Source organism: Streptomyces mauvecolor (genome assembly GCF_039532965.1).
Lineage (GTDB): Bacteria > Actinomycetota > Actinomycetes > Streptomycetales > Streptomycetaceae > Streptomyces > Streptomyces violascens.
In genome coordinates, this window is sequence record NZ_BAAASQ010000002.1 from 289312 (window position 1) to 308196 (window position 18885).

Consider the following 18885-nt stretch of genomic DNA (forward strand, 5'->3'; position numbering starts at 1 on the left):
ATGGAACTCCACGACGTCTGGTTCGTACTCATCGCCGTCCTGTGGATCGGCTACTTCTTCCTGGAGGGATTCGACTTCGGGATCGGCATTCTGACCAAGCTGCTGGCCAGGGACCGCACCGAGAAGCGCGTCCTGATCAACACCATCGGACCCGTCTGGGACGGCAACGAGGTGTGGCTGCTCACGGCCGGCGGCGCGACCTTCGCCGCCTTCCCCGAGTGGTACGCGACGCTCTTCTCGGGCTTCTATCTGCCGCTGCTGATCATCCTGGTCTGCCTGATCGTCCGCGGTGTCGCCTTCGAATACCGGGCGAAGCGGCCGGAGGAGAAGTGGCAGCGCAACTGGGAGCAGGCCATCTTCTGGACCTCGCTCATTCCGGCGTTCCTCTGGGGCGTGGCCTTCGCCAACATCGTGCGCGGGGTGAAGATCGACGCGCACAAGGAGTACGTGGGCACCTTCTGGGACCTGCTCAACCCGTACGCGATCCTGGGCGGCCTGGTCACGCTCTTCCTCTTCACCTTCCACGGCGCGGTGTTCGCCTCGCTCAAGACGCTCGGCGACATCCGCGAGCGGTCGAGGGCGCTGGCGCTCAAGCTGGGTCTGGCGACGGCCGTGCTCGCGCTCGGATTCCTGATCTGGACCCAGGCCTCGCGCGGTGACACGAAGAGCCTGGTCGCGATGGCCGTCGCCGTACTCGCGCTGGTCGGGGCGATCGTGGCCATCAAGATCGGGCGCGAGGGCTGGTCGTTCGCGCTGTCGGGCATCACGATCGCGGCCGCGGTGGCGATGCTCTTCCTGGCGCTCTTCCCGAACGTCATGCCGTCCTCGCTGAACGACGCCTGGAACCTCACGGTCACCAACGCCTCGTCCAGCCCGTACACGCTGAAGATCATGACCTGGTGTGCGGGGGTCGCGACCCCGATCGTGATGCTCTACCAGGGCTGGACCTACTGGGTGTTCCGCAAGCGGATCGGCACCAAGAACATCGCCGACGCGCACTGACCCTGAGGCCCTCATGGCTCAACGGGGGTGTGTTTCACGTGAAACACACCCCTCCGGCCCCGCTCTGATCCTTCCGGTTGGGGGATGTTTCACGTGAAACCGATCGACCCGCGTCTACTCCGGTACGCCCGCGCCACCCGCTTCTTCCTGGCGGCCGTGGTGGCCCTCGGCCTGGTCGGGGCGGGGCTGATCGTCGCCCAGGCGATGCTCATCGCCGACGTCGTCGTAGGGGCGTTCCAGCACGGCCACGACGCGGCCGGACTGCGGACGCCGCTGCTGTTCCTCGCGGCGGTCGCGGTCGGGCGGGCTCTGGTCTCCTGGCTCACCGAGCTCGCCGCCAACAGGGCGAGCGCGGCGGTCAAGTCGGAGCTGCGGGGCCGGCTCCTGGAGCGGGCCGCCGGGCTCGGCCCCGAGTGGCTGAGCGGTCAGCGCACGGGTTCACTCGTCGCGCTCGCCACCCGGGGGGTCGACGCCCTCGACGACTACTTCGCGCGTTATCTGCCGCAACTCGGTCTCGCCATCGTGGTGCCGGTGGCGGTGCTCGCGCGGATCGTCACCGAGGACTGGGTGTCGGCGGCGACCATCGTCGTCACCCTGCCCCTCATCCCGCTGTTCATGGTGCTCATCGGCTGGGCCACCCAGTCGCAGATGGACCGTCAGTGGCGGCTGCTGTCCCGGCTCTCGGGGCACTTCCTCGACGTGGTCGCCGGGCTGCCGACGCTGAAGGTGTTCGGCCGGGCCAAGGCGCAGGCCGAAGCGATCAGGACGATCACCTCGGACTACCGCAGGGCGACGCTGAAGACCCTGCGGATCGCCTTCATCTCGTCCTTCGCCCTCGAACTGCTCGCGACGATCTCGGTGGCGCTGGTCGCGGTCGGCATCGGCATGCGCCTGGTACACGGCGACCTCGGTCTCTACACGGGTCTGGTCATCCTGATCCTTGCTCCCGAGGCCTATCTGCCGTTGCGCCAGGTCGGCGCCCAGTACCACGCGGCGGCGGAGGGGCTCTCGGCCGCCGAGGAGATCTTCGAGGTCCTGGAGACCCCGCTGCCCGAGGACGGCATGGGCAAGATGCCCGCGGGCCCGGTCCGTATCGAGCTCGACGGCGTGACGGTGCGCCACCCCGGGCGCACGGAGGCCTCCTTGGCGCCCACCTCCCTGGTGGTGGAGCCGGGCGAGACCGTGGCGCTGACCGGGCCGAGCGGCGTCGGAAAGTCCACGCTCCTCAACGCGGTACTCGGCTTCGTGAATCCGCAGGACGGCGGCCGGGTCCTGGTCTCCGGCGCCGATCTCGCCACGCTGTCCCCGGCCGACTGGCGCGAGCGGATCGCCTGGGTGCCGCAGCGGCCGCACCTCTTCGCCGGAACGATCGCGGAGAACGTCCGTCTCGCCCGGCCGGACGCCGACGACGCGGCCGTGCTCGACGCGCTGCGTGATGCGGGCGCGCACGACTTCGTGTCCGCGCTGCCGAACGGCATGGCCACGGTGCTGGGCGAGGGCGGCGCGGGCCTCTCGGCCGGACAGCGCCAACGCCTCGCGCTGGCCCGCGCCTTCCTGGCCGACCGGCCGGTGCTGCTGCTCGACGAGCCGACGGCCGCGCTCGACGGCGAGACCGAGGCCGGCATCGTCGATGCGGTGCGCAGACTGGCGGTGGGCCGTACGGTCCTGCTCGTCGTGCACCGCCCGGCGCTGCTCGCCGTCGCGGACCGGGTGGTGGAGCTGCGGCCCGCCGAGACGCTGGCCCGCGTCCCAGTCCGACGAGAGTCTGTGGCTTCCCCAACGGGCAAGGCAGCGGCGCCTGTTGAAGCCTTGGAGGCGGGCGCTCCAGGAGCCCCGGCCGCTGCCCGGAATCCGCTCGCCCGGGTCCGTGCCGCCGCCCGTGGGCTGCGCGGCCGCATCGCGCTCGCGCTGCTGCTCGGCGCACTGGCGCTCGGCTCGGCCGTGGGCCTCATGGCCACCTCCGGCTGGCTCATCTCGCGGGCCTCGCAACAGCCGCCCGTGCTCTATCTGATGGTGGCCGTCACCGCGACCCGCGCCTTCGGGATCGGCCGCGCCGTGTTCCGCTACGCCGAGCGCCTCGTCTCGCACGACGCCGTGCTGCGGATGCTCGCCGAACTGCGGGTCGCCGTATACCGGCAGCTGGAGCGGATCGCTCCCGCAGGACTGCGCGAGACCCGGCGCGGCGACCTGTTGTCCCGCCTCGTCGCCGATGTGGACGAACTCCAGGACTACTGGCTGCGCTGGGCTCTGCCGGCCGGGGTCGCCGTCGTCGTGTCCGTGCTGAGCGCCGGGTTCACCGCATGGCTGCTGCCCGAAGCGGGTGCCGTGCTCGCCGCCGGACTCCTCGTCGCCGGGGTCGTGGTCCCGGTCGTCAGCGGGGCCCTGGCGCGGCGGGCCGAGCGTCAGCTCGCCCCGGCCCGCGGGGTGCTCGCCACCCGGGTGGCCGATCTGCTCACCGGAACAGGCGAGCTGACCGTGGCGGGAGCCCTCGGCCGCCGCACCCGCGACGTGAAGGACGCCGACTCGGTACTGACCCGGATCGCCTCGCGGGGCGCCGCCGCCACCGCGCTCGGCGGCGGCCTCTCCGCGCTGATCTGCGGACTCACCGTGGCCGCCGCCGCATGGGTCGGGGTGCAGGCGGTTGTCGCCGGGCGCCTCGACGGGGTCGAGCTCGCGGTGGTCGTTCTGGTTCCGCTCGCCGCCTTCGAGGCCGTGACCGGGCTGCCGCTCGCCGTGCAGTCCCGCCAGCGGGTCCGGCGCAGCGCCGAGCGCGTCTACGAGGTGCTCGACGCGCCGGCCCCCGTACAGGAGCCACAAGCGCCCGCCGCCGCGCCCGGCTCGCCGTTCCCGCTGGAGCTGCGCGGGATCGGCGCCCGGTACGCCGGGCAGGAGCGGGACGCGTTGCACGACTTCGGGCTGCGCCTCACCGAGGGCATGCGGGTCGCCGTCGTCGGCGCCTCCGGATCCGGCAAGACCACCCTCGCGCAGGTGCTGCTCCGGTTCCTGGACGCCAAGGAGGGTGCGTACGAGATCGCCGGGAGCGATGCGACCCGGCACAGCGGCGACGACGTGCGCAGGCTCGTGGGCCTGTGTGCCCAGGACGCGCACCTCTTCGACAGCTCCGTACGGGAGAACCTGCGGCTCGCCCGCACCGACGCCACCGACGACGACCTGCGCTCCGCCCTGGAACGGGCCCGGCTGCTGGACTGGGTCGACGGGCTGCCCGACGGCCTCGACACCCTCGTGGGTGAGCACGGCGCCCGGCTGTCCGGCGGGCAGCACCAGCGGCTCGCGCTGGCCCGGGCCCTGCTCGCCGACTTCCCGGTCCTCGTCCTGGACGAACCGGCCGAGCACCTGGACCTGGCGACCGCCGACGCGCTCACCGCGGACCTGCTCGATGCCACCGAAGGCCGAACGACCGTCCTGATCACGCACCGGTTGCGAGGCCTCGAAGCCGTCGACGAAGTGGTGGTCCTCGACGAGGGGCGCACCGTGCAGCGCGGCGCATATGAAGATCTGGCGCTGGTGGACGGCCCCCTGCGGCGCATGCTGGAGAGGGAGCGCGAGACCGAGGCCACGCAGTACCCGACTTTCCCCGCCAAATAGGACTAACTAGTCTCAAGGCATGCCAGTGCCGCCAGTGCCGAAAAGACCCACGGGTCACCAGGACGTCAAGGACCTGGACCACCAGGGCCAGGATCCGCTCGAAGCGGCGACCCGGGCCACGCGCAGCCTGCAGGGCCTGTCCACCGAGCTGACCGCGCGGGTGCCGCAGCTCCTGGAGGCGATGCGTTCGGTGGGGACGGGCCTTGAGCTGCACTCCACGCTGGACCGGATCTGCGAGACGGCGGCCGAGCTCGCCGACGCCCGGTACGCGGCGATCGGCGTCGTCAACGAGGAGGGCCAGGGGCTCTCGGATTTCGTGACGTACGGCGTCAGCGACGAAGTGGCCCGCGCGATCGGGCACCGGCCGGACGGCCACCGCGGGCTGCTCGGCTGGCTGATCCACCACCCCGAGCCGCTGCGGCTCGCCGAGATCTCGGCCGATCCGCGCTCGGCCGGGCTCCCGCCGAACCATCCGCCGATGCGCACCTTCCTCGGCGTCCCCATCCGCGTCCAGGGCGAGATCTTCGGCAATCTCTATCTGACCGAGAAGCACAACGGGGGCGAGTTCAACGACTACGACCTGCACATGGTGCGGGTCCTCGCCACGGAGGCCGGGATCGCCATCGGCAACGCGCGGCTCTACGAGGCGGCGCGCCAGCGCGAACGCTGGATCGACGGCTCGGTCGCCGTCACCACGGCCCTTCTTTCGGGAGGCGACGCGGACGACGCCCTGGAGGTCGTCGCCGAACAGGCCCGCCATCTCGCCATCTCCGACGCCGGCATCGTGCTGCTGCCCGCCGATGAGGGCGGCCTGGAGATCGTCGCGGTGTCCGCCGACAACCCGCGCGTCGCGCTCGGCGTGGTGATCCCGCCGGAGAGCCCGGTCGTCTCGACGCTCCTCGAGGGCGAGGCGGTCTTCGTGGACGACGCCGCCACCGACCCCCGCATGATCACCAAGCTGTCGGAGCTGTACGGGCCGAGCATGCTGCTTCCGTTGCAGAGCGGCGGCCGGGTCCTCGGCGCTCTCGCCACGCCACGGGTGCGCGGCGGGCGTGCCTTCACCGAGGCGGAGCGGACGCTGGCCAGCCAGTTCGCCTCGCAGGCCGCGCTCGCTCTGATGATGGCCGAGGCACAGCGGGACCGGGAGCGGCTCGCGGTGTACGAGGACCGCGACCGGATCGCCCGCGACCTGCACGACCTGGTCATCCAGCGCCTCTTCGCCACCGGGATGATGCTGGAGGGAGCCCAGCGCAAGTCCGTCGTGCCCGAGGTGCAGGGCGGCATAGGCAAGGCGGTCGACGAACTCGACGTCACCATCCAGGAGATCCGCACCGCGATCTTCGCGCTCCAGCAGGGCCCGGCCGAGGCGCCCTCCGGACTCCGCACGCGCGTCCTGCGGGAGATCAACATGGCCGCCGTGCCGCTCGGCTTCAAGCCGGCCCACCGCTTCCTCGGCGCCGTCGACACCCTGGTCGGCGAGCTGACCGGCAAGAACCTGATCGCGGCACTGCGCGAGGCGCTCTCGAACGCCTTCCGGCACGCCGAGGCGTCCCGGATCGAGGTCGTCGTCGACGCCACGGCGCAACTGCCGGACGGCAGCGCGGGTGTGCGCCTGACCGTCGCGGACAACGGGGTCGGGATCCCCCCGGGCGGCCGCCGCAGCGGACTGCGCAACCTTCAGCGGCGTGCGGAGGCGCTGGGCGGATCGAGCTCCTACGGCCCCGGGCTCGGCGACGGCGGAGGCGGCACGACCGTCTTCTGGGAAGCACCGCTCTGATCAGCCGGGGCAGGCCGGTGGGGCAGGGCCGGATCGGATCGTCGCGCAGCCGGCGGGTGTTTCACGTGAAACCACACCGTCCAAGCCGGTCCGGCCCGTACCCGAAAGCCCTCAGAGCGTCTTGAGGATCTGCTCGATCACGACCGCCACGCCGTCCTCGTTGTTGGCGACCGTACGTCCGGAGGCGGTGGCCAGGACGTCGGGGTGGGCGTTGCCCATGGCGTACGACGTGCCGGCCCAGCTCAGCATCTCCATGTCGTTCGGCATGTCCCCGAAAGCCACCACCTCGGCGGGCGAGATGCCGCGCTCGGCGCAGCACAGGGCCAGCGTGGAGGCCTTCGAGACGCCCGCGCCGCTGATCTCCAGGAGCGCGGTCGGGCTGGACCGGGTGATCTCGGCGCGCGCCCCGACCGCCGTGCGGGCCAGCGCGAGGAAGTCGTCCGGGGCCAGTTCGGGGTGGAACGCGAGCACCTTGAGCACTGGCTGGCCCGCCGCGTCGGAGTCCTCGGCCAGTAGCTTCTCGGCGGGCGCGATGCTCGCCGCCGGGTCGAAGTGCATGGGCGGATAGGCGAGTTCGTGGTGGAAGCCGCGGGTGCGCTCGACCGCGAAGGACGTGCCGGGCACGGCCGCCCGCAGCAGGGTGACGACGTCGAGGGCGGCCGCCCGCTCCAGCGGCCGCACCTTCACGAAACGGTGGCCGTCGCTGTCGCCGTGCAGATCGACGACGGCCGCGCCGTTGCCGCAGATGGCCAGGCCGTGGCCGTGCACATGGGCGCTGACGACGTCCATCCAGCGGGCCGGGCGCCCGGTGACGAAGAAGACCTCGATGCCCGCCTCCTCGGCGGCGGCCAGGGCCGCGACCGTCCGGTCCGAGACGGACTTGTCGTCACGCAGCAGGGTGCCGTCCAGGTCGGTCGCGATGAGCCGCGGCGCGGTCGGTACGGGGCGGGCGGCCGGGGCGGGATCCGTAGCAGAGGTCACCGGCCCATTGTCCCGTATACAGGCGCACGGGCGTGCGAGAGGGCGCACATTTGAGAGGTCAGCGCAGCTGGGCGAGTGCCTCGGTGGCGATCTTCTCGAAGACGGCCTGGTCGGTGGCGAAGTCCGAGTCGGGGATCGGGGCGTGGATGACGATCTCGGTGATGCCCAGCTCCGCGTGCCGGCCTGCGAAGTCCACGAAGGCGTCGAGGGAGTCCAGCGGCTGGTTGCGGTCCGGGGTGAAGCCCGTGAGGAGGATCTTGTCCAGGCCGGCCACGTCGCGCCCGAGCTCCGCGCACGCCTTGCCGAGCTTCTCGATCTGGCCCCGGATCGCCTCGCGCGACTCGGCGGGCGTACCCGTCTCGAAGATCTTGGGGTCGCCCGTGGTCACCCAGGCCTGCCCGTACCGGGCGGCCAGCTTCATGCCGCGCGGGCCGTTGCCGGCCACCGCGAACGGCAGCCTCGGCCGCTGTACGCAGCCGGGGATGTTCCGGGCCTCGTTCGCGGAGTAGAACGTTCCGTCGTGCGTGACCGAGTCCTCGGTGAGCAGGCGGTCGAGCAGGGGCACGAACTCCCCGAAGCGGTCCGCCCGTTCGCGCGGCGTCCAGGGCTCCTCGCCGCCCATGAGCAGCGTCGAGGCGTCGAAGCCGTTGCCTCCGGCGCCGATGCCCAGGGTGATGCGCCCGCCGGAGACGTCGTCGAGCGAGATGAGGTCCTTGGCCAGCGTCACCGGGTGCCGGAAGTTGGGGGAGGTGACGAGCGTGCCGAGCCGCAGTGTCTCGGTTGCGGCGGCAGCGGCGGTCAGCGTGGGGACCGCGCCGAACCAGGGGCCGTCGCGGAAGGTGCGCCAGGACAGGTGGTCATAGGTGTACGCGGTGTGGAAGCCCAGGGCCTCCGCGTGATGCCACTGCTCGCGGCCCCCTTCGGACCAACGGCGTACCGGCAGGATCACGGTGCTCAGGCGCAGACTCATGCCTCAGAGCTTACGGCGGGCGGGTGCGGCCGCGGCCGTGGGAGCTCGGGGCGGGCCCGGCGTGGGGGGAGGCCGGGTCGGCGGTCAGAGGGGGATGTCCTCCAGGGTTCCCGACTGGGCCAGCAGATAGGCGAGCTGGGCCCGGCTGTGGCTGTTGAACAGCTCGGAGGACTTCTTGATGTGGGTGGAGACCGTGCGGGTGCTCATCCCGAGCCGCTTGGCGATCGCGGCGTCGGTGTGGCCCGCGACCATCAGGCGCAGCACCGCGTGGCGCGTCTCCTCGGTGAGCAGCGGGGGGCGGACCTGGTACTCGGTGATCGCGACCGGCTCGGCCCTGCGCCACGCGTGGTCGAAGACCTGGGCCAGGTAGTGGACGATCGCCGGGTGCTCGATGACCAGGGCCGCCGCCCGTGACTCGTGGCGGGGGTCCGGGATGAAGGCCGTGGTTCGGTCGAAGATGATCAGCCGGTCGAAGAGGTCGTCCAGCGTGCGCACCTCCGCGCCGACCATGGCCACCTGCTCTATGTAGGAGAGCGTCGGGCCGTGGCTGCGCACGGTGTGCTGGTAGAGCGTGCGCTGCTTGACGCCGCGCCGGTTGAGTTCGAGGGCGCGCGGCAGGGCCCGCTCCAGGAGGTCCACGTCCCGCCCGCCGCCGGGCTGGGCGGTCAGGGTCTCCGCGACGCAGGCATCGGCGGCCCGGCGCAGGGCACCCTCCACGACCTCGGCCCCGTGCAGCAGCCGCACGGACGAGGCGGATTCGCGCAGCTCCTCGCGGTAGATGTCCTCGGCGGGCGCGATCGCGCCACGGAGGGTGGCGATGGCCTGCTGCTGGACGAACACGGACTGTTCAAGAGGCAGACACAGCTCGCTCGCCGCCACGTCGGGGGGAACGGGACGGCAGACCGAAGGGTTTTCGGCCAACGGCTGGAGCAGACCCAGACGGGAGAGGCATTCCGGCATTTCACCATCAACATGACCATTGGCCAGGGCCTGGCGATAGACGGACAGCCCCACATCACATAGCTCGTACAACTCATCTTGATAGCGAATGTCCGATTCTCGGCACATTTGCCCCCCCTTCAAGTTTCAGCATTGCGTGATCACGATGATACCGAGCGGCAAATTCCGCAGGGGAGTACGGGAAGATTCTCGAGGCAAAGCACAACGCACAGATCCAGCTGATTTTGGAGGGACCATGAGAAATTCCAGAGCAGGTCTTCGCGGCATCGCTCTCGCCGCGAGCGCGGTGGTTCTCGCTTTCGGTGTACAGAGCGTGATGATTTCCGGTGCGTCCGCGAATGCAAAGACTGGCCGGAACGCGCCGACGGCCGGGGCGCCCGGGGTTCCGGCCCCCACGGCCAGCCCCGACGACCACGGCTGGGGCTGACCCGACCGGCGGGACCGACTTCAGGACCGGTTTCGCCACGCCTGACGAGCGATTCAGAGGGCACAACTCCTAGGGGGAGCGGTGAGTTCACATAGTGAGACCGTGGGGATCATCCTGGCCGGCGGGCGTGGGGAGCGCGCCAAGCCCATCACTTTGAAGTCGACGGACTACATCAGGAGCAAGGCGCTAATCCCATTTGTTGGACGCCGGCTCGTCGAATGGGTGCTTGAAGCGTGTAGAGAGCAAGGAATTCGGCGCTTCTACGTGGTGACGCAGGGTCTGGAGAACCGGAACCAGATCAAGCTGCTGCTGGGCCACGGAGAGCGTTACGGAGTCTCGATTTCCTACTCGCGCTCCCGGTTCGACCGCTACAACGTCGGCTCCGCGGGGGCCACGCTGCACAATCTGGAGCAATGGGACCTTCAGGGACAGGCCCTGGTGCTCCCCGTCGACTCCCTCTTCGACTTCGACCTCACCGCCATGGAACGCACGCACCGGGAGCACGACGCCCTGGTGACGGTCGCCTCGGTGGCGCGCACCGCCGCCGAGATCACCGGGAAGTACGGCGTGATGCGGACCGGCCCCGACGGGCTGGTCCAGGGTTTCGTGGAGAAGCCCGGCCCCGAGCGCCTCGCCGAGTTGTTTCCGTCGACGGCCGACGATCCGCGGCGCACGCTGCCGACCAACGCCGGAATGTACCTGGTGGACTGCGGCCGGCTCCGGCTCCTGGCGCGCGAGCCGGGACTGTTCCGCCAGTCCCACCAGCGCCTCGACTGGGGCGGCGACCTGCTGCCCTGGCTCGCGACGCGGGGAATGCCGGTGGCCACGCACGCCATCGGACGCCTCGGGGACCTGGGCAACGTGCCGGACTACCTGGAGACCGTACGGCTGGTGCTCAACGGGGAGTACCGGCAGATGAACGAGCTCATGGACGCTCCCGACGACGCCGCTTCCCGGCGCTGGATCCATGAGAGCAGTCTGCGCATCAAGGACGACGACACCGGCACCACGCTCGCCGAAAAGCTGCGGAGCGGCAGCGTGGTGGTCGGGCCGGGGGTGCGCATCGGACGCGACGTGGAGATCGGGCCGGGCGTGCGCCTGGAGAACGTGGACATCGGCGACGGGGCCGAGATCCGCGAGGGCAGCACCCTGGTCCGCTCCGCGGTCGGCGAGTCCGCGCTCATCGGCGCGTACGCCGACGTCTTTGACTCCTACGTCGGCCCGATGGTGGAGGCCGGCTCCGACCGGGCGCGTCCGTTGCGCCTGGAGGGCTTCTCCGCCGTCGGGGACGGCGCGGTGCTCTGGCCCGGCTCCCGCTTCTACGGGGTGACCGTCTACCCGAGGCTGCGGGTGCCCGCGCTGACCGGGGTGCCATCCGAGACCGAACTCACGAGTGCCGAGGACATCCTGCGCTGGGTGTGACGGCCACCCGACCCCTTGGAGGGTGAGTGTCTTGTACGGCCCGATAGCAGTGATCGGAGGTGCGGGCAGGCTCGGTTCACGGGTCACCCGGCACCTCCTCGACCAGGGCGCACAGGTGCGCGTCGTGAGCCGCGACCCGGCCCGCAACGCGAACCGGATCGCCCCCGGCGCCGAGCTGCACCGCGCGGACGTGCGGTACGCGGCGACGCTCGGGCAGGCGCTGCGCGACTGCACCGGCATCGTGTTCAGCGTCGAGCCGGGCACCGCCGACTCCGGCCCCGACAGCCCCGAGACCACCATGTACGACGGCGTGCGCAACGTGCTCGCCGCGGCCGGCGAATACGGGCTGCGGCCCCACTTCGTGCTGGTCAGCCAGATCTTCGTGACCCGGCGCCACCACCCGATGAACGCGTACGGCAGGCTGCTCGACTGGCGGCTGCGCGGCGAGGACGCGGTGCGCACCTCGACGCTGCCCTACACCGTGATCCGGCCCAGCTGGCTCACCGACGACGAGCCGGCCGGCGCACGGGTCCGCCTCGAACAGGACGACCGCGGCAGCGGCTGGGTCTCGCGGGACGCCGTCGCCGAGGCGTGCGTGCACGCGCTGCGCGCGCCGTCGGCCGTGGGCCGCACCTTCGAGCTCTACAACGAACCCGGCGCGGCCTCCGCCGACTGGCCCACGCTGTTCGCCCGGCTCGCCCCGGACCGGGTCATCGACCGCGCGTAGCGCGCACACCCGGGGCTGCTCAACCCCCAAGACAGCGTGGCGAGTCACCCGACCGCTCGCCTCGCTTCCACGCCCGCCGGCCGTATCCCCCGCTGCCGGCGGGTTCCACCGGAGCGGGCGGGGCCGGGGCCGTTGCCCCGCGCCCGGCCCCGCCCGCCCCGATGCTCCGCCGTGCCGTTCGAGCGTCGACTCCTCGCTCCGCACGCCGAGTTCACCAGAATTCTCTACCGAGAGGGCCCGGTCATGACCCTGGACCGTCAGCGAGGCATGCCCGGCGGCGCGTCCCACACGGCCGTCACCGATTTCCTGTCCGCCACGCTCAAGTCCATTCCCCGCAGCGACCAGCGCCGCTGGGGCGAGGTGTACGTACGCGGCCTCCTGGAGGTCGACGGCAAGAAGACCATGAGGGCGCTGGCCCACCGCGCGGGCGGCGGGATCGAGCAGAGCCTCTACCAGTTCATCAGCAAGTCCCCCTGGGAGTCCCGCCCGGTGCGCCAGGAGCTGGCCCGGCTGGTGCAGCGGGCTGCGGCGCCCCGCGCCTGGGTGGTGCACGCCCTGGACGTCGCCAAGGCCGGCGACCACTCGGTGGGGGTGCAGCGCCAGTTCGTGCCGAGCGCCGGCCGGGTCCTCAACTGCCAGCGCAGCATCGGGGTGTGGCTCGCCTCGGACGAGCTGGCCTGTCCGGTGGACTGGCGCCTCTCGCTGCCCGATGCCTGGGTGCGCGAGCCGCTCGCCCGCAAGCGCGCCTCCATCCCGGACGGGGTACGGGCCTGCCCGCCCGAGCAGTGCGCGGTCGGCTCGGTCGCGGCCATCGCGGACGGCTGGGGGCTGCCCGGGCGGCCGGTGGTGATGGACCTCGGCGAGACCGACCCCTACCCGGTCTGCGCACAGCTCGTGGACCTCCAGGTGCCGTTCGTCGTACGGGTCGACCCGTGGCGGCCGTTCACCGCGATGGACATGGGGCTCGCCCCGCTCACCCGGGCCGACGCCCAGGGGCCCGACTCTCTGGTGGCCGCGCTCAGCCGGCGCAGCGTGCCGGTGGAGTGGCTGGACCACCGAACCGACGAGGTGCGGGCGAACCAGGTCGGCTCGGTCCCGGTGCGGCTGCGCGGAAGCCAGGAGCGCCCCGAGGCGCCCAGGCTCTCGCTGCTCGGCGCCTGGACCGGCGCGAAGGAGCGGCAGCCCGGCGAGTTCTGGGTGACCAACCTGCCCCCCTCGCAGCTGGGCACCGCCTACCGCACCGCGATGCTCACCCGCCGGGTCGAACGGGACCTCGCGGAGGTGGCCGACCCGCTGGGCCTCAGGGACTTCGAGGGCCGCTCCTACCGGGGCTGGCACCACCACATGACGATGGTCTCGCTCGCCCACGCGCTCACCGTGCTCGGCCGCACCTCGCGGGCCGGGGAGCGGGCGGCCGCGGCGCCGGTCGGGATCGGCCTGTCGCGGACCACCGGGCTTGCGGCGTGACCACGGCCCCGATGATCATCAACACGGCTGAAATGGCAGGGGAGTTGAAGCGCCTGCTGCCCGCGTGGCTGCCGACCCGGCGCTGGTTCGCGGGCAAGGGCCGCGCCCCCGCGCCGGTGGAACCGGGACCGGTGAGCGTGCTGTCGCCCGGCGACCCGGCGCTGCTCCAGGTCCTCGTGCGCACCGGCCCCGGCGAGCTGCACCAGCTGCTGCTCGGCGCGGCCACCAGCGCGCCGCCCGGCCAGGACGTGGTCGGCCGGGCCGGCTCCCTGATCCTGTACGAGGCCACCGGCGACGCCGTGTTGATGGGCCGCCTCGCGGAGCTGATCGCCGAGGGCGGGCGGCGCGACGGGATCGCCTTCCACCGGGTGCCCGGCGCCCGCATTCCCCGGGGCCTGCCCGCCCGCCCCCTCGGCGCCGAGCAGAGCAACACCGGCGTCGTCTACGGCGAGGGCATGATGCTCAAGGTGCTGCGCCGGCCGGTGCCCGGCGTCTCCCACGAGCTGGAGATGCTCACCGCGCTCGGTCGCGCGGAAGGGGTGGCGAGCGCCGCCCCGCTCGGCTGGCTGAGCACCACGGCCGGGCAGGAGGAGCTGGTCCTCGGCATCCTCCAGGAGTTCGTGCCGTCCCGGGGAGACGGCTGGGCGCTGGCCCTCGCGGACGCCCGCGCGTGCGTCAAGAACGTCGAGAACGCTGACGGGCCCGTCGCCCCGCTCGGCGCCTTCACCGAGGAGGCGCGGGCACTCGGCCTCGCCACCGCCGGGGTCCACCGGGCGCTCGCCGGGCAGCTCCCCACGGCCGAGATCTCCGCCGCCGGGGTGACCGCCCTCGTCGACGGCCTCGCCGAACGGCTCGCCACCGCCGCTGCCCAGGTGCCCGAACTCCGTCCGTACACCCGGCAGTTGGGCGCCCTCTACCAGGACGTGGCGGAGGTCGCCCGGCGCGGCAACCCGCTGCTCGCCCAGCGCGTCCACGGCGATCTGCACCTGGGCCAGGCGCTGCGCGCCGGGCACGGCTGGGTGCTCATCGACTTCGAGGGCGAGCCGGGCGGCGGCGCGGCGGCGCGCGCGGTGCCGCAGCCGCCGCTGCGCGACGTGGCGGCCATGCTGCGGTCCTTCGACTACGCCGCGCACCACGCGCTGGCCGAGGTGCTCGGCGTGCCGCCGGGCGAGCGCAGGACCGGCGACCCACGGGCCACCCGGCAGGCGCGCCGCGCCTCGGCGTGGGCGGTGCACAACCGGCGGGCGTTCAGCGAGGGCTACACCGCGGCCGGCGGCTGCGACCCGCGCTGCCGCCCGGTCCTGCTGCGCGCCTTCGAGGCGGACAAGGCCGTGTACGAGGCGCTGTACGAGGCCCGCAACCGGCCCGCGTGGCTGCCCATCCCGATGGCCGCGGTCCGCAGGCTCGCCGCGTCCCGGCGGGCCGCCGTCTGAAATCCCGTACGGGGACACGGCCATTTCCCCTCGCATGAGGAGTGAAATCCCTTTCGGTCGAGGTTAGTTCAGGAAGTCGGCGGACTTCCTTTGCCCGGGCCCCGACGGCCTGGACATGATGAATGAGTTCACTTTCGGACCGCACGTCCGTGGCGTGCGGCGGAACAGGAGCATTCGGTGATTCACCAATTCATTCTCGCGGCGCCCAAGCCGGGTATGACCGCGCAGGAATTCCAGGACTACTGGGTCAATGTGCATGCGGTGAACTACGCGGTGAAGATTCCGCAGATCCGCAAGTACCTCATCGACACCCGGGTGGAGTCGGGCACCGACCAGGGGCAGCCGCGGCTGCCGCACCAGGGCATCGCGGAGATCTGGCTGGCCAACGGCGAGGAGCAGCTGGCCTCGATCCAGACCGACGAGTTCCTGCTCGGCGCCCGCCTGGACGAGCCGAAGTGGGCCGCGTTCTGGCAGACCCTGGTCATCGACACCACCGCGCACGAGGTCGTCCCCGGCGACGGGCCCGACATCGGCGGCGTGAAGGTGACCGTGCTGCTCAAGCGCCGTGCAGGCCTGGCCCTCGACGACTACCGCAAGCAGACCCTGGACGGCTACGCCACCGCCGTCAGCGGCATCCCGGGCCTGCGCCGCTATCTGCACGCGCACACCGTGGACGGCGCGTACGTCTTCGGCGAGGCGTCCTTCGACAGCGTCGAGCAGCTGTGGTTCGACGACGTCGCGGCGGCCGAGGAGGCGCTGGGCTCTGCCTACTTCGCGGAGATCGTGCAGGGCGCCCGCGACGAGATCGCCGACCCCAAGTACGTCTTCTCCCTCACCACGAAGGAGAACTGGATCATCGGCCCCGAGGCCCGCTGATCCGGCTCGTGCGGCGGCTGCGCGGCCGTGTCCTCGCGGCACGGGGCGCGGCCGGCAACCCTGAACCCCAACCCGAAGGAGCTGGCGTGGCCAGAAGGAACGCCAAGAAGATCCTCGTGATCCTGTCGGAGTACGGCTACTGGGGCGAGGAGCTCGTCGGCCCCCTGCACCATTTCGACCAGCGGGGCTACGACGTCGTCTTCGCGACGCCGACCGGCCGGCGGGCGCACGCCCTGCCGCCGTCCATGGACCCGGGCTACGTCGACCCGCCGCTGGGCCGCTCGGTCACCTCCGAGAGCGTCGCGAAGGCGACCAGGGCGCTGGACGAGTCGGACCGCCTGGACGACCCGCTGGACATCTCGCGCTGGGTGCCCGAGCGCCCGTACACCGCGGACGACGACTACCTGCGCAAGCTGGAGGCCTACCACCGCGCGGTCGGCGTCGTCGAGCAGGAGCTGGAGGACTACGACGCGCTGCTGATCGTCGGCGGCTCCGGGCCGATCGTGGACCTCGCCAACAACGAGCGGGTGCACCAGCTGGTCCTCGCCTTCCTGCGGGCCGGCAAGCCGATCGCCGCCGAGTGCTACGGGGTGGCACCCCTCGCGTTCGCGCGCGACTGGGAGGACCGCAAGTCGATCATCTGGGGCAAGCGCGTCACCGGTCACTGCAAGGAGTACGACTACAAGGACGGCACCGGATTCCTCGGCACCGACTTCGTGATCGGTCCGCCGCCGTACCCGCTGGAATACATCCTGCGCGACGCGACCGGACCCGACGGCGCATACATCGGGAATTTCGGCAAGGAGACCTCGGTGATCGTGGACTACCCGTTCATCACGGGCCGTTCCACGCCGGATTCGTATCTCACCGGTGAAAAGGTCGTGGAAGTCCTGGAGGACGGGCTGCGCCGCTACGGCTGGTAGTACGCCGCGAACCGGGGCCGGATCGCCGATGTCCGGCTCCCCATTCTGGATCACCGGTACCGAGAGAAGGAAGACATGGCCAGGCAGGGCAATGCGGCGATCATCGAGCAATTCCTCGCTGACGGAATTCCCTACATGTTCGGAAATCCGGGCACGGTGGAGCAGGGCTTCCTGGACGAGCTGGAGAACTACGAGGACCTCCAGTACATCCTGACGCTCCAGGAGACGGTGGCCGCCGGCATCGCGGACGGCTACGCCCGCGCGACGGGCCGCCCCGCGCTGCTCCAGCTGCACAGCGGGGTCGGTCTCGGCAACGCGATCGGCATGCTCTACCAGGCCAAGCGGGGCCACTCGCCGATCCTGGTCATCGCGGGCGAGGCGGGCGTCAAGTACGAGTCGATGGACGCGCAGATGGCGGCCGACCTGGTCGCCATGGCCGAGCCCGTCACCAAGTACGCGACCCGCGTCACCGACCGGGACTCGGTGCTCCGCGTGCTGCGCCGCGCGATGAAGATCGCGATGACGCCGCCGCGCGGCCCGGTCTTCGTCTCCCTTCCGCTCGACGTCCTCGACGAGCTGAACTCCGAGCCGGTGATCCCCTCCACGTTCCTCAGCACCGCCAGCGTGCCGGTGCCGGGCCTGGTGGAGCAGGCCGCCGGGCTCCTCGCCGGCGCCGAGCGCCCGCTCGTCCTGGTGGGCGACGGCGTCTCGGCCTCCGGCGGCCAGGCCGAACTGACGCGGGTCGCCGAGCAGCTGGGCGCTCCCATCTGGGGTGTGGACTACTCCGAGGTGAACCTCGACGCCCGGCACCCGTTGTACCAGGGGCAGTTGGGGCACATGTTCGGCGAGGTCAGCGCGGCGCGGGTGGCCGAGGCCGACGCGGTGCTCGTGGTCGGCACGTACCTCTTCCCGGAGGTGTTCCCCCAGCTGGAGAACCCCTTCCACCCGGACGCGAAGATCGTGCACATCGACCTCGACGGGTACGAGATCGCGAAGAACCACCCCGTGACGCTCGGCCTGGTCGCCGACCCCAAGGAGACGCTCGCAGCACTCGGCGAGCGGCTGGAGCGGGTCCTCACCGACGAGGACCGGGCAGCGGCGGCGGCCCGCCTGGACGCGGCCCGCGCGGCCCAGGTCACCGAGGTGCCCGACGACGGCGGGCTGCTCCACCACTTCCTGCGCGAGCTGGCCGCCCGGGTGCCCGAGGACGTGATGGTCTTCGACGAGGCGCTGACCTCGGCGGGACCGCTGAACGAGCACCTGCCCGGACGTTTCCCCGGCCACTGGTTCTCCACCCGCGGCGGCTCGCTCGGCGTCGGCATCCCCGGCGCGATCGGCATCAAGCTGGCCCACCCGGACAAGACCGTCATCGGCTTCACCGGCGACGGCGGCTCGATGTACACCATCCAGGCGCTGTACACGGCCGTCCGCTACACCGTCGGCGCCAAGTTCGTGGTCTGCAACAACCGGAGCTACAAGCTGCTCGACCTCAACATCGAGCAGTACTGGCGCGAGCGCGGCATCGAGGAGCACGCGCACCCGAAGCCCTTCGACCTGTCCCACCCCGAGCTCGGCTTCACCGACATCGCCCGCGGCTACGGCGTGGAGGCGATGCGCGTGGAGCGCCCCGACCAGGTGGCCGAGGCGGTCAAGCGGATGCTCGCCGACGACAAGCCGTTCCTGATCGACCTGCGCACCGGCGGGGAGGAGAGCCGTGGCTGACATACCGGCCCGCGAGGGCGTCCTGACCGGCAAGCGGATCGCGATCCTGGCCGAGAGCGACTTCTACGAGCCCGAAATGGCGTACTACCAGCGCAGGTTCGCGGAGGAAGGCGCCCGCGTCGACTTCGTGACCCGGCTGTGGGGCCAGAAGTCGATCACCTTCAGCGGTCACGAGTACCGGGCCCCGCTGGAGGTCAGCCGCAGCCTTGAGGACCTGGACGACCGGCGGCTGCGCGAGTACAGCGCGCTGATCGTGCCGTCCGGCATGGTCGCCGACCGGCTGCGCTACACCGAGGACATCGACCGACTGGCGCCCGCCACCGACCTGTTGAGGCGGGCGTTCACCCGGTCGGGCCTGGTCAAGGGGATCATCTGCCACGGCATGTGGCTGGCCGCCTCCATCCCGTACGCGGTGCGCGGCCGCAAGGTCGTCTGCCACAACAACCTGATCGGCGACGTGCGCAACATGGGCGCCTCCTACGTCGACCAGGACGTGGTCGTGGACGGAGACCTGGTCACCGCCCGCACCGGCGACCACTGCCATCTGTTTGCCAGAACCATCATCGACGAGCTAGTGCTGCGAGGAGCGTGA

14 protein-coding genes are annotated in these 18885 nt (G+C 71.5%); 11 read left to right on the forward strand and 3 right to left on the reverse strand.

The genetic code is table 11. From position 1 onward, the window contains the following. The 3 genes from cydB to ABD346_RS02075 all read left to right on the forward strand — a co-directional run bounded on the left by cydB (position 1) and on the right by ABD346_RS02075 (position 6385). Complete coding sequence (gene cydB, locus ABD346_RS02065; protein ID WP_344370979.1) at positions 1 to 1002, forward strand: cytochrome d ubiquinol oxidase subunit II; 1002 nt, start codon at positions 1 to 3, stop codon at positions 1000 to 1002. Between the two features lie 84 nt (positions 1003 to 1086). Continuing rightward, positions 1087 to 4608 (forward strand): thiol reductant ABC exporter subunit CydD, encoded by a 3522-nt coding sequence (cydD, locus tag ABD346_RS02070; RefSeq protein ID WP_344370982.1) that lies wholly within the window; start codon positions 1087 to 1089, stop codon positions 4606 to 4608. A 19-nt stretch (positions 4609 to 4627) separates the two neighbouring features. After that, the gene (locus tag ABD346_RS02075; RefSeq protein WP_344370984.1) at positions 4628 to 6385 is read left to right on the forward strand and encodes a GAF domain-containing sensor histidine kinase; all 1758 of its coding nucleotides are present in this window, start codon (positions 4628 to 4630) and stop codon (positions 6383 to 6385) included. 111 nt (positions 6386 to 6496) lie between these two features. Here the strand turns inward: ABD346_RS02075 and ABD346_RS02080 are convergent, their stop codons facing one another. The 3 genes from ABD346_RS02080 to ABD346_RS02090 all read right to left on the reverse strand — a co-directional run bounded on the left by ABD346_RS02080 (position 6497) and on the right by ABD346_RS02090 (position 9257). Next, positions 6497 to 7384: an HAD-IIB family hydrolase gene (locus ABD346_RS02080; RefSeq protein WP_344371208.1), complete on the reverse strand. Its 888-nt coding sequence runs from the start codon at positions 7382 to 7384 to the stop codon at positions 6497 to 6499. 40 nt (positions 7385 to 7424) lie between these two features. Next, complete coding sequence (locus tag ABD346_RS02085) at positions 7425 to 8336, reverse strand: LLM class flavin-dependent oxidoreductase (RefSeq protein ID WP_344370986.1); 912 nt, start codon at positions 8334 to 8336, stop codon at positions 7425 to 7427. 84 nt (positions 8337 to 8420) lie between these two features. Next, positions 8421 to 9257, reverse strand: coding sequence for a LuxR C-terminal-related transcriptional regulator (locus ABD346_RS02090; protein ID WP_344370987.1), 837 nt, complete (start codon positions 9255 to 9257; stop codon positions 8421 to 8423). A gap of 568 nt (positions 9258 to 9825) precedes the next feature. Between ABD346_RS02090 and ABD346_RS02095 the strand changes: the two genes are divergently transcribed. The 8 genes from ABD346_RS02095 to ABD346_RS02130 all read left to right on the forward strand — a co-directional run bounded on the left by ABD346_RS02095 (position 9826) and on the right by ABD346_RS02130 (position 18885). Then, positions 9826 to 11145, forward strand: a complete 1320-nt coding sequence (locus ABD346_RS02095; protein WP_344370989.1) for a sugar phosphate nucleotidyltransferase — start codon at positions 9826 to 9828, stop codon at positions 11143 to 11145. 22 nt (positions 11146 to 11167) lie between these two features. Next, entirely contained in the window at positions 11168 to 11872 is a 705-nt protein-coding gene (locus ABD346_RS02100) for an SDR family oxidoreductase (protein WP_344370990.1), read from the forward strand. A 267-nt stretch (positions 11873 to 12139) separates the two neighbouring features. Then, positions 12140 to 13339 carry an IS701 family transposase gene (locus ABD346_RS02105; RefSeq protein WP_425582937.1) on the forward strand — a complete coding sequence of 400 codons (1200 nt, stop codon included), beginning with the start codon at positions 12140 to 12142 and terminating at the stop codon, positions 13337 to 13339. Between the two features lie 11 nt (positions 13340 to 13350). Further along, positions 13351 to 14772 (forward strand): maltokinase N-terminal cap-like domain-containing protein, encoded by a 1422-nt coding sequence (locus ABD346_RS02110; RefSeq protein WP_344370993.1) that lies wholly within the window; start codon positions 13351 to 13353, stop codon positions 14770 to 14772. Between the two features lie 177 nt (positions 14773 to 14949). Further along, positions 14950 to 15648: an EthD domain-containing protein gene (locus ABD346_RS02115; RefSeq protein WP_344370995.1), complete on the forward strand. Its 699-nt coding sequence runs from the start codon at positions 14950 to 14952 to the stop codon at positions 15646 to 15648. An 86-nt stretch (positions 15649 to 15734) separates the two neighbouring features. Beyond that, positions 15735 to 16571, forward strand: a complete 837-nt coding sequence (locus tag ABD346_RS02120; protein ID WP_344370997.1) for a type 1 glutamine amidotransferase domain-containing protein — start codon at positions 15735 to 15737, stop codon at positions 16569 to 16571. Positions 16572 to 16646: 75 nt separating this feature from the next. Next, complete coding sequence (locus ABD346_RS02125; RefSeq protein WP_344370999.1) at positions 16647 to 18293, forward strand: thiamine pyrophosphate-binding protein; 1647 nt, start codon at positions 16647 to 16649, stop codon at positions 18291 to 18293. Further along, complete coding sequence (locus ABD346_RS02130) at positions 18286 to 18885, forward strand: DJ-1/PfpI family protein (protein WP_344371000.1); 600 nt, start codon at positions 18286 to 18288, stop codon at positions 18883 to 18885. The genes ABD346_RS02125 and ABD346_RS02130 overlap by 8 nt, the downstream gene beginning before the upstream one ends.

What these genes read in the sequence shown, in the direction of transcription:
- ABD346_RS02085 (WP_344370986.1), bottom strand. Translation starts at nt 8,336, where the DNA reads ATGAGTCTGCGCCTGAGCACCGTGATCCTGCCGGTACGCCGTTGGTCC.
- ABD346_RS02110 (WP_344370993.1), top strand. Translation starts at nt 13,351, where the DNA reads ATGATCATCAACACGGCTGAAATGGCAGGGGAGTTGAAGCGCCTGCTG.
- cydD (WP_344370982.1), top strand. Translation starts at nt 1,087, where the DNA reads ATGTTTCACGTGAAACCGATCGACCCGCGTCTACTCCGGTACGCCCGC.
- cydB (WP_344370979.1), top strand. Translation starts at nt 1, where the DNA reads ATGGAACTCCACGACGTCTGGTTCGTACTCATCGCCGTCCTGTGGATC.
- ABD346_RS02075 (WP_344370984.1), top strand. Translation starts at nt 4,628, where the DNA reads ATGCCAGTGCCGCCAGTGCCGAAAAGACCCACGGGTCACCAGGACGTC.
- ABD346_RS02105 (WP_425582937.1), top strand. Translation starts at nt 12,140, where the DNA reads ATGCCCGGCGGCGCGTCCCACACGGCCGTCACCGATTTCCTGTCCGCC.
- ABD346_RS02125 (WP_344370999.1), top strand. Translation starts at nt 16,647, where the DNA reads ATGGCCAGGCAGGGCAATGCGGCGATCATCGAGCAATTCCTCGCTGAC.